The sequence below is a fragment of the Catenulispora rubra genome, assembly GCF_015356825.1.
In the GTDB taxonomy this organism is placed as follows: domain Bacteria; phylum Actinomycetota; class Actinomycetes; order Streptomycetales; family Catenulisporaceae; genus Catenulispora; species Catenulispora rubra.
Window position 1 is genome coordinate 1 of record NZ_JAACYW010000364.1, and the last position, 10,828, is coordinate 10,828.

Sequence of the window (10,828 nt, forward strand, 5' to 3'; positions counted from 1 at the left end):
GTCTCAGGTCGGGCCGCGCCGCCGGTCGGGTGGGACCCGGCCGGCGGCCCGGCCAGGTCCGGGGGCACCGGTTCGCCGGATGCGGTCAGCTGTTCGGGACGCTGTCCGTGAAGTGCGTGCCGCCCTGGTAGTAGCCGTTGACCGCGTTCTGCACGTCGGTCGGGGACTGCGCGACGCCCTTGGCGTAGTAGACCCAGTTCACCTTCTCGTTCCAGGTGCGGGCGCCGGTGAAGGGCAGGTCGATGAACCACTCGTTGAAGTCGATGGTCATCGCCTCGCGCGGGTAGTACTTGCCGGTGCTGGAGAACACCTGCTTGCCGTCGATGTAGTAGGTCACGGTGCCGCCGTAGACCGTGGCCACCAGCGTGTGCCAGCCCTGCAGGCTGCCGATGGCGTCGTTCGTGACCCGGTCCATGGCGTCGGCGCTGTACCAGGAGGTCGTGTACATCGAGTTCGCCGGGCCGCCCCAGCCGCCGTTCGGCAGGTACTCGAAGTCGTCCTCGCTGTAGAGCGAGTTGTCGGGGGTGATCGTGTAGAAGGTCTCGTTCACGTGGTCGCCGTTGGCGCCGGTGGTCGGGGCGTCGTTGAAGTAGACGCGCGCGGCGTAGGTGCCCTCGAAGAACTTCTGGTGCGTGGTGTCGATCTCGGACTGCTTGGTGCCGGACGTGGTGCCGTCGGTGGAGGCCGTCAGGTCCATGACGTGCCCGCCCTGGGCGGTGCTGTCGGCGGGGAAGCTGAACGTGTCCGCGCTCCAGGTGTTCTGCACGCCGGGACCGCCGGCGCTGGTGCGGATCGCCCAGCCGTGCGCGCCCAGGTTCGGGTCCGACGGGCCGCTGTAGGAGAAGTCGTCGAACAGCACGCCGGACGGATTTCCGCCGCCGCCGGAGCTCGGCGAGGTCGACGGGCTGGTGCTGGGGGAGCTGGACGGGCTGGTCGGCGGGTTCCCGCCGGGCGCCGTGCCGGAGACGACCGATCCGTTGACGGCCAGGGTGATCGTGTTCGTCGGGCCGTACGAGGACTGCGAGGCGTTGAACGAGTAGTCGTCGGCCTGGTTCACCGGCGCCCAGCCGGCGGCGTTCATCCGCAGCTGCAGGTCGCCGGTCGAGGCGCCGGGCGCCAGCGAGCCGCCGGTGAACCCGACCTCCAGGTAGTGGTCGGCGGTGGCGGTCGGCGAGGCCAGCGTGCCGATGGTGCCGGTGACGTTCCCGCAGCCGATCTGCGCCCATTCGCAGGCGAACTGGTACGACGGCGAGGAGTCGACCGTGAAGTAGTAGCGGATCTTCACCGTCGACAGGTCGAGCGACCCGCTGCCGGTGTTGGTGACGGTGAACCAGGGCTCGACCATGTCCGAGCCGGTGGAGCCGACGTGGTAGGCCAGCGCGGCCGGCGCGCCGGCGGCGTGCGCGGCCGTGGAGAACGCGGCGGCGGTCAGGCCGAAGGCGCCGGCGACACCGGCGGCGGCCAGCGCCGCGATCGAGCGGCGAGGGGCGGAATTGTGGCGCATGTGGTGAGAACTCCTTGTGGGGTCGGTGGCTGCCGAGGCGGATCCCCGTGTTCGCTCTGTTCACCTTGGACAGGACCATAGGTAACTTCCTGGAGCTGCTGGCGTTCAGGATGCGACCGAGCCACTGGTCTGTCAAGACCTCGTTCCGCTGTGCCCGGTATGACCATTTCTTGTGGTCACAGACGACCTTCGGTCAGTTGCTTCACGCGCCTGACCGCGTCCCCGCCGAACCGTTGACATTACCAATGGGAAAGTGCAAGCATCCGTCGCACCTCGCTCATCTCCATCCGACAGAGCTCGAAGGTGAGAGGATCACCATGCGCGTACGCATCTCGGCCGCCCAGGCCGCAGGCACTGTTCTCGTCCCGCTGCTGGCGCTCGGCGCCACGGCCTGCTCCAGCTCCAACTCCGGCGGCGGCACGTCGTCGACCGGCGGCGCGCAGCCGGCCGCGGTGGCCGGTCCCGGATCCGGCGCCGGCAAGACCCTGACCGTCTGGTACATGGACGGCGACCTGTCCACCGAGGCCCAGAAGGCGATCGACGACAAGTTCACGGCCGCGACCGGCGCCCAGGTGAAGGTCGAGATCCAGCAGTGGGACGGCATCAACACCAAGATCGCCACCGCGCTCGCCCAGGACAACCCGCCGGACGTGATCGAGATCGGCAACACCGACGTCCCGCTGTTCGCGGCCAGCTCCGGCCTCACCGACATCACCTCCACACTGCCGCAACTGCAGAACGGCCAGCACTGGCTGCCCGGCCTGGAGGGGCCCGCCACCGTCGACGGCAAGAGCTACGGCGCACCGCTGTTCGCGGGCAACCGCGCGGTCATCTACAACAAGAAGATCTGGGCCGCGGCCGGCATCACCACAGCCCCGACCACCTTCACGCAGCTGACCTCGGACCTGGACGCCATTAAGGCGAAGAACCCGGCATCGGACTTCTCAGCGTTCTACTTCCCCGGCCGCTACTGGTACGGCGCGCTGCAGTTCGTCTGGGACGCCGGCGGCCAACTCGCCACGGAATCCGGCGGCAAGTGGTCCGGCGCCCTGGAGACGCCGCAGGCCCAGCAGGGACTGACGGCCTGGAAGGGCTTCGTCGGCAAGTACTCCTCGGCGGCCTCCCAGGACGTCGACACCACGGCGCCGGACTTCAACACCCTGTTCGCACAGGGCAAGACCGCGACCATCCTGAACTCGAACATCAACCGCATCCTGAAGGTCGACCCGTCCCTGAAGGACGACATCGGCACCTTCCCCTTCCCCGGCGCGACCGACGGCAAGACCCAGCCCGTCTTCCTCGGCGGCTCCGACCTGGCCGTCGCGGCCAAGAGCAAGAACCAGGCCCTGGCCCTGGCCTACCTGAAGGCCGCGACCGACCCGACCGTCCAGGCCTCGGCCATCGTCGGCATCGACCACTGGATCCCCGCCTCCTCCGAGGTGATCGACCAGACCATCAGCACCCTGCCGGACGTCTCAAAGGCCTTCTTCACCGCAGCCAAGACCTCGGTCGCGACCCCAGCCGTGGCCGGCTGGGCAACAGTCGAATCGGACAAGTCCATCAACGACTTCTTCGCCGACATCGCCACCGGCCGCAAATCCCCGGCCGACGCCGCCAAGACCCTGGACGCCCACCTCAGCCAGGCACTGAACGCGCCCGCGCAATGATGCTCCGAACCCCCGCGACGGCGCCGGCCGGGCACGCACCGGCCGCGCCGCTCGCATCTGCCGCCGCGCCTGGCGAGTCGGCGGCCCTGCCTGAATCGGCCGAGCTGGCCAAGCCGTCGGAGTCGGCCGAGCTTGTCGATCCGGCTGAGCTGGCCGTGCTGCCTGAGCTTGCCGCGCTTGCCGAGCTGCCTGAGCTTGCCGAGCAGCCGGCACCCCCATCTCCGCCCAAAGGAACCCGCCCGTGAACGCCCCGCCAACCCACGCGCTCCGGCGCCGGGGCGCGCCGCCGAGCGGACCCGTCGCCCCCGCCGATCCGGGGGTGGCGCCTCGGCCGCGGCGTCGTCGTCAGCTTCAGCCGTACATCCTGCTCGTGCCCGCCGTCGTTCTGCTCGGCGCTGTTGTCGGGTATCCGCTTGTGCGGCTCGGTGTCATCTCCACCCAGGGATTCGGTCTCCGTACCCTGATCACCGGCCGCGCCACCTCCGTCGGCGGCGCCAACTACAGCGCGATCCTGCACGACTCGCAGCTTGCTTCCGTCCTCGTCCGCACCGTCGTCTTCGCCGCGACGCTCGTCGCCGGCACCGTCGTGATCGGCTTCGGTGCGGCGCTCATGCTGGTCGCGGTCGGGCGGCGGCTGCGGGTGGCGATGATGCTCGCGCTGCTCGGTGCGTGGGCCATGCCGACGGTCGCTTCGACGCTGGTCTGGCAGTGGCTGTTCCAGCCCACATACGGCGTCGTCAACTGGCTGCTGACCCAGCTGCACGTCTTCGGCGACCTGCGGCAGCACGACTTCCTCGCCGGGACCACCTCCGGCTTCGTCGTGGTCTGGCTGCTCGTGGTCTGGATCTCCGTGCCCTTCGTCACGCTCACGCTCTACGCGGGCCTGAGTCAGATCCCCGGCGACTACTACGAGGCCGCCGCGATCGACGGTGCCGGGTACCTGCGGCGGCTGCGGACCGTCACGCTGCCGTTCCTGCGGCCGGTGCTCCTGCTGGTCACCGTCTTGTCGGTGATCTGGGACTTCAACGTCTTCAACCAGATCTGGATCCTCACCAAGGGCGGCCCGGACGGCGCCACCACCACCATCGCGATCTGGTCGTTCACCAAGGCCTTCGCCTCCCAGTCCTACGGACAGGGCGCGGCCATCGCGGTGTTCTCGGTGGTGCTGCTGGCCGTGCTGATCGGCTGGTGGGTCCGGCGCCTGGTCCTCGCCGGCGAGGAATCGTGAGGGAGTAACCGTGAAGGAGCAATCATGAAGGCATCGCCCCGTAACAGGGTCCTGCTGAACATCGCGGGCTGGGCGTTCGTCCTGGTCTGGGCCTTCCCGCTCTACTGGATGGTCAACACGGCCTTCAAGCCGCAGCACGACATCCTCACCTCCACCCCCAGGTTCCTCCCCTTCCCGCTGACCCTGGCCAACTTCGCCGACGCCGTCGGCAAGCCGCACTTCGGCTCCTACGTCGTCAACAGCCTCGTGGTCACGCTGTCGGTGGTGGTCGTCGCGACCGTCGTCGGCTTCCTCGCGGCCCTGGCCCTGGCCCGCTTCCGCTTCGTGGGCCGCCGCGCGCTGCTCGTCACGATCTTCGGCATCCAGATGATCCCGGCCCCCGCGCTGGTGATCCCGATGTTCCTGACGATGAAGAACCTGCACCTGCTCAACAACCTGCTGTCCCTCGGCCTGACCTACACCGCGTTCGTCGTCCCGCTCACCATCTGGATCCTGCGTGGCTTCGCGCAGGGCATCCCGGTCGAGCTGGAGGAGGCCGCGAAACTCGACGGCGCCAGCCCCGGCCAGGTCATCCGGCACGTCATGCTCCCGCTGCTGGCCCCCGGCATCATCGCCACCTCGATCTTCGCCTTCATCACGGCCTGGAACGACTACATCTACGCCTACGTGATGATGAAGGACGACGCCCACTACACGCTCCCGGTGTGGCTGGCCACCTTCTCCACCAACACCGGCACCGACTACGCGGGCCTCATCGCCGGCTCGACGCTGTTCGCCGTCCCCGCCGTCGTCTTCTTCCTGATCGCGCAGACCCGGCTCACCGCCGGCATGACCGCCGGCGCCGTCAAGGGCTGAACCCGGCTGACCCGGGCTGAACCGAGCTGACCCGGGCCGAACCGAGCTGAACCGAAAGGCCTTTCGTGATGATCCCCCGTCCCGCCGAGTACACCCCGCACTCCGGCGAGTTCGTCCTGGGAACCGCTCTGAACCTGATCGCCGATCCCGGTGCCGACCGCGCCGCGGACCTGCTCGCGTCCTACCTCGGCGACCGCCCGCGCACCGATGTCGGCCCGGCCGTCGAGTTCCGCCTTAACCCCGGCGCCCACGACCACCCGCAGGGCTACGACCTGCGCATCGACCCGGACCACGTGACCCTCGCGGCGTCCGGCGAAGCAGGGCTCTTCAACGGCGTGCAGACCCTGCGACAGTTGCTTCCGGTCACGACGGCGTCCGCAGCACCCCAGCGCTGGCCTGCCTGCCACATCCGTGACGCGCCCCGCCTCCCCTGGCGCGGCGTCATGCTCGACGTCGCGCGCCACTTCATGCCCATCGACTTCCTCCACCGCTTCGTCGACGAGGTCGCGCTGCACAAACTCAACATCCTGCATCTCCACCTCACCGACGACCAGGGCTGGCGCATCGAGATCGACGGCCTGCCGCTGCTCACCGAGGTCGGCTCGACCCGCGCCGAATCGATGGTCGGCCGCGCCGGATCCACCGTCTTCGACGGCGTCCCGCACTCCGGCTACTACACACGCCGCGAACTCACGGCGCTCGTCGAGCACGCCGCCGCCCGCGGCGTGACGATCGTCCCCGAGATCGGCATGCCCAGCCACACCCGCGCCGCGATCGCCGCCTACCCGGCGCTCGGCAACCACCCGGAAGTCCGGCTGCCGGTGTGGACCTCGTGGGGCATCAGCGAGGACATCCTCGCCGTCCACGACGAAGCCCTCGACTTCTGCCGCCACGTGCTCTCCGACGTGCTGACGCTCTTCCCGTCCCGCGCCATCCACATCGGCGGCGACGAGTGCCGGACCGCGCAGTGGCAGAAGAGTCCTGACGCGCGCGACCGGGCCGCGAGCCTCGGCCTGCCGGACGTCTCCGGCCTGCTCGGCTGGTTCCTCAGCCAGATGCACACCTTCCTGACCGACCACGGCCGCCGCGCCGTGTGCTGGAACGACGGCGTCGGCGTCGACAACCTCGACCCCGGCGTGGTCGCGACCGCCTGGCTGAAGCCGGAGCACGCCACCGAGGCGATCGCCCGCGGCCACCAGGTGATCATGGCCCCGCACGAGAACACCTACCTGGACTACCGCCAGACCGGCCACCCCGACGAGCCGCCCTCGGCGGACGACCGCGTCCTGACCCTGGCCGACGCCTACTCCTTCGACCCGCTGCCGACCGGCCTGACCGCGGTCGGAGCCGCCGCCCTGGACGACGGCTCCGGCGGGCCCGGCGTGCTGGGAACCCAGGCCCAGCTGTGGACGGAGTCCGCACCGACGACGGAGGTCGTCAGACATCTGCTTTACCCGCGCCTGTGCGCGTTGGCCGAAGGCGCGTGGAGCGACGAACGCCGCGACCCGGCGGATTTCGCCCGGCGGCTCCAGCCCCACCTGGACCGGCTGGCCGCGCTCGGGGCGTTGCCGGCCGCTCGTCCGGCCGGCTGGGAGGGCGCTCAGTACACGCAGGGGATGCCGTTCTGAGAGTTGGCCTCGACCGCCGGGCCGCTGTCGAGCCCGCCGCTCGCAGTGTTCTTGCTGGGTGAACCGCCGCTGGTGGGTCCGTTTGTGGATCCGCCGGTCGGTGTGCTTGCGGTGAGTGTGGACTGCTTGAAGTCACCGCCCACGATGACCGTGATGCTGTTCGCCGGCAGCGAGCTGCTGGCGGCCGGCACCGTCCCGGCAGCCATCGCGGCGGCGATCTTCTGCGCCTCGTCCTTCGCGCCGGCACCGTACTGGATGACGGTGTGCCGGATGTTGTCGTGGTTGCCGGTCTTCGAGACCGGGACACCGGTCTTGTCCATGATGAACGAGGACACCTTCAACGCCAGGCCGTTGCTGGGGGTCCCGTTCAGAACGGTGATGGCGTCCTTCGGCGGTGCCGGGGTCGCCGGAGCCACGGAAGGCGTCGGTGCCGACGTCGCCGACGACGCGGTGGTCGGCGACGTCGCGACCGCCGCGTCGTTGTCGAAGGTCGAGGCGAACTCCTGCTTGATCGCGGCCGGGTCGACGGTCAGCGCGTCCTCGCCCTTGACCTTGATCGGGGCGCCGGTCGGCAGCGTGACGAACTCGGCGTTGCCGCCGGTCAGGTTGGACGCGCTGGCGGCGAAGTCGAGCACGTTCCAGTTGTTGTTCTTGTCGATGACGATGTCGTTCGCGACGATCTGCATCAGCGAGTTCATCTTGCCCAGATCCCCGAACAGGCCCTCACCGCGCAGCTTCGACATCACCGAGGACAGGAACGCCTGCTGCCGGTGCGTACGGTCCAGGTCGCCGTTGAGCAGGTGGAACCGCTGGCGCACGAACTGCAACGCGGTCGCCGCGTCGAGCGTGGATATGCCGGCCGACAGATTCAGGCCGGTGCCGGCATGGTCCTCGATCGGATCGTAGGCCGGGGCCTTCAGGCAGACCTGGATGTTGCCGATCGCCTTCACGATGTCGTAGAAGCCCAGCAGGTTCACCTCGGCGAGGTGGTCGACGTGCTGACCGGTCAGCTCCTGCACGGCGGCGATCGTCGCCTCCCGCCCGACCTCCCGGCTCTTCGCCTCCACGTCGGCCTTGTTCTTGTTCCCGGCCGCGACCAGCTTGTTCTCGGCGTAGGCCTTGGCGTCGCCATAGGCCTCCTTGATCTTGCCCTTGCCGTCGTCCGGGAAGCTCGGCACCAACGACACCGTGGACGAGCCTCCCGGCCGGTCGACGTCGCTGTCACGGGGGATCGAGTACGCCGTGACCTTCCCGCCGTTGGCCGGGATGTGCATGAAGATCAGGACGTTGGTGTTGTAACCGCCCTTCTCCGACGACCCGGCGTGCAGCTCGTCCTCGACCAACGATGTCGGCAGGTCGTTGCCGTTCATGTCCTTGCGCGAGTCCAGCCCGATGAGCAGCAGGTTGATGTCGTTGCCCAGATGCTTGGGGACGTAGCCGCCCTCGCCGGGCTTGGCCGCGTTGGTCGCGTCGGACGTGTGGAGCTTGTCGTTCAGGCTGCTGTTGACGTACCAGATCGAGCCGGTCGTGACGACGACGGCCGCGCTGAGCGTGCAGGCCGCCACCCGGCCGGCTATCACCCCCGCCGGTGGACGTTCCTTGCCGGAGCGGGGACGGCTCTGCCGGCTCTGCCTGCGCCTGCCGCGTCCCGCTTCAGGGGCCCGGCGTCCCTGCTGTACCTCGTTCTCGCCATACCCGCCGTGGTCGCCATACCCGTTGTGACTGTCGTACCCGTCGTGCTCGTCCGGCTGCCAGTAATCGGACATGCCGCACCCCCACTTCCCGTTCCCGTAAAGCTGCCGCCCCCCGAACACCCCGATCTCAGCGATCTGGTGGCCCGGGGCGGCGACAGCTTGGTCACGGACGCGCTACAACCACGAGGTCGTCAGCTGCGCGTGAAAGCCGAGGCGTGGTCTGCGGCCCAGGCCGCGAACGTCCTCGGCGCGGTGCCGGTGACATTGGCGACGGTGCCGCGCACCGGCGACTCGTCCAGGTTCCCGTCGGCGTAGAAGTCGAGGAAGGCGTCGATGTACCGCTGCGGGGTCCCGTCGGCGGCCATCGACTCGCGTGCCTGCTCGTCGGTGAGCCCCACGAAGTCCAGCGTCCGCCCCAGGACCTCGGCGACGATCGCGACCTGCTCGCGCGGGAGCAGCGCCTCCGGACCGGTGGGCAGCAGCACCTCCCCGGCGTACCGGTCCGGATCGGCGAACACCGCGGCGATCACGGCGGCCAGGTCCGCCGGGTGCAGGCAGGCGGTGGCCACGTTCGGGAACGGCAGCGTCACGGTGTCGCCGTCGCGCACCTGCCCGGCCCACCGCAGCGCGTTGGTCATGAACGCCGAGGGCCGCACCACGGTGTGCGGCAGCTTCGACTCCGCCGCGGCCTGCTCGCTGCGCACCATGTACTCGGTGACGGCGTTGGACATGTTGCCGCTCCCGGCCGAAACCCCCGTCAACTGCACGACGTGACCGATCCCGGCCTCGCGCGCCGCCGCGTACAGGCCCGGCATGTCGGCGTAGCCGGGCAACAGGAACAGCGCCTCCGCGCCGGCCAGGGCGGACGCCATCGTCGCCGGGTCGTCGAGGTCGGCGACCGCGGTCTGGACGCCGTCGCCGGCGAGCCGCGCCGCGTCCGCCTCGGCGCGGACCAAGGCCCGCACCGGCATGCCCTTCGCGACCAGGGCCGACACCAGCGACCCGCCGACGTTGCCCGTCGCCCCGGTGACCACGGTAAGAGCGCTCATCGCTTCCGCCTCCTTGTTGATCTTCTCGAATATTTCAGGCTACTGAGTATCAAGAAGTCGGCGGTCTATGTCGGCGGAACACTGCCCGGGTGTCGGTCGTTCCACGATCGTGGACGACAACGGGGACGGCATTTACCTCCACGGCTTCGGCCGCGACGGCGGGTCCATGGGCCAGACCGGGCCCTACCCGCCGGACCAGACCGCGGGGATCGAGGAGGGTCGCAAGGCCCTGAGACGTCTCGGCGCGCGCTACATCATCCGGGTGCAGGCCGCGACCGCCGCGGCGGCTGCCGAGCAGGCCATGCAAACCTTTCAGGACACTGACACGCCGCCCGAACCGCAGTCGCTCTCCGACCGCATCGGCCGCGTGGTGGCCAAGGTCGCCATCAGACTGACCAAGCCCTGATCGGCCTGACCAGCCCTGACCAGCCCTGACCAGCCCTGACCAGCCCTGACCGGCCTGGCCATATCGCCTGGACAACCAGTGGCGGCCGGGGGACTGCCCGGCCGGTGCGGCAACCACGCCGAACCGCCGCGCAGCCGATCCCCGGCCGCCACCGCAGTGCTCTGATCCTCAGTCAGCAGGTACCTACCTCAGCAGGTGAGGTTCCCGCCCGGCGAGACGCCGAGAACGCCGGTGATCGACTGGTAGTCGTTCACCCGGTCCTGCATCTCGCCGGTGTTCCCGCCGTTGCACTCGATGTCGTTGATGGCGCGGATGGTGGCGCCGAACCCGTTGCCGTTGACCATCGCGTCGTGGGAGGTCACGGAGCCGTTGCCGGTCCCGGTGAACCAGTACCACAGCGCGGTCTTCCACGAGGTGGCCGAGTCGGTCGCGACCAGGTTCGGGTTGTCGAGCAGGTCGATGCCGAGAGCGTTTCCGGCGGCGTAGTAGTTGAAGTTCCAGCTGATCTGCAGCGGGCCGCGGCCGTAGTACTGGTAGGTGCCGGCCGGGCAGCCGTAGGACTCGCTGGCGCAGTAGTTCCCGGACTGGTCGATCTCGGATATGTAGACCAGGCCGCCGGTCTCGTGGTCGACGTTGGCCAGGAACGCCGCCGCCTCCTGCTGCTGCGTCGCGGTGCTGCCGGTGGTGGCGAACGCGGGGTACGCGCTCAGCGCGGCGACGAGTCCGTCGTACGTGTAGAAGGAGTTCCGGTTCGGGAAGATCTGGTTGAACTGGGCCTGGCTGACGACGAAGCCGCC

The 10,828-nt window shown here is 69.3% G+C and carries 9 protein-coding genes; 5 read left to right on the forward strand and 4 right to left on the reverse strand.

The features are described from left to right. Positions 1–85: 85 nt before the first annotated feature. Positions 86–1,504, reverse strand: a complete 1,419-nt coding sequence (locus GWK61_RS48750) for a cellulose binding domain-containing protein (protein ID WP_194920379.1) — start codon at positions 1,502–1,504, stop codon at positions 86–88. A gap of 317 nt (positions 1,505–1,821) precedes the next feature. On the opposite strand from GWK61_RS48750, the gene GWK61_RS48755 reads away from it, so the two are divergent. The 4 genes from GWK61_RS48755 to GWK61_RS48770 all read left to right on the forward strand — a co-directional run bounded on the left by GWK61_RS48755 (position 1,822) and on the right by GWK61_RS48770 (position 6,882). Then, complete coding sequence (locus GWK61_RS48755; RefSeq protein WP_194920381.1) at positions 1,822–3,171, forward strand: extracellular solute-binding protein; 1,350 nt, start codon at positions 1,822–1,824, stop codon at positions 3,169–3,171. A gap of 241 nt (positions 3,172–3,412) precedes the next feature. After that, positions 3,413–4,399 carry a carbohydrate ABC transporter permease gene (locus GWK61_RS48760; RefSeq protein WP_194920384.1) on the forward strand — a complete coding sequence of 329 codons (987 nt, stop codon included), beginning with the start codon at positions 3,413–3,415 and terminating at the stop codon, positions 4,397–4,399. A gap of 24 nt (positions 4,400–4,423) precedes the next feature. Continuing rightward, positions 4,424–5,254, forward strand: coding sequence for a carbohydrate ABC transporter permease (locus tag GWK61_RS48765; protein WP_194920386.1), 831 nt, complete (start codon positions 4,424–4,426; stop codon positions 5,252–5,254). 68 nt (positions 5,255–5,322) lie between these two features. After that, the gene (locus tag GWK61_RS48770) at positions 5,323–6,882 is read left to right on the forward strand and encodes a beta-N-acetylhexosaminidase (protein ID WP_228564200.1); all 1,560 of its coding nucleotides are present in this window, start codon (positions 5,323–5,325) and stop codon (positions 6,880–6,882) included. On the opposite strand, the gene GWK61_RS48775 is transcribed toward GWK61_RS48770, so the two are convergent. Together GWK61_RS48775 and GWK61_RS48780 are read right to left on the reverse strand one after the other, a co-directional pair. Beyond that, positions 6,855–8,648 carry an LCP family protein gene (locus GWK61_RS48775; protein ID WP_194920391.1) on the reverse strand — a complete coding sequence of 598 codons (1,794 nt, stop codon included), beginning with the start codon at positions 8,646–8,648 and terminating at the stop codon, positions 6,855–6,857. The two genes, GWK61_RS48770 and GWK61_RS48775, sit on opposite strands and share 28 nt — an antisense overlap. Positions 8,649–8,767: 119 nt before the next feature. Continuing rightward, positions 8,768–9,625 (reverse strand): NmrA family NAD(P)-binding protein, encoded by an 858-nt coding sequence (locus GWK61_RS48780; RefSeq protein ID WP_194920393.1) that lies wholly within the window; start codon positions 9,623–9,625, stop codon positions 8,768–8,770. Between the two features lie 67 nt (positions 9,626–9,692). Between GWK61_RS48780 and GWK61_RS48785 the strand changes: the two genes are divergently transcribed. Continuing rightward, complete coding sequence (locus tag GWK61_RS48785; protein ID WP_194920396.1) at positions 9,693–10,031, forward strand: hypothetical protein; 339 nt, start codon at positions 9,693–9,695, stop codon at positions 10,029–10,031. Positions 10,032–10,219: 188 nt separating this feature from the next. On the opposite strand, the gene GWK61_RS48790 is transcribed toward GWK61_RS48785, so the two are convergent. Further along, the coding region (locus GWK61_RS48790; RefSeq protein WP_228564201.1) for a chitinase at positions 10,220–10,828 on the reverse strand (609 nt) is incomplete at its 5' end.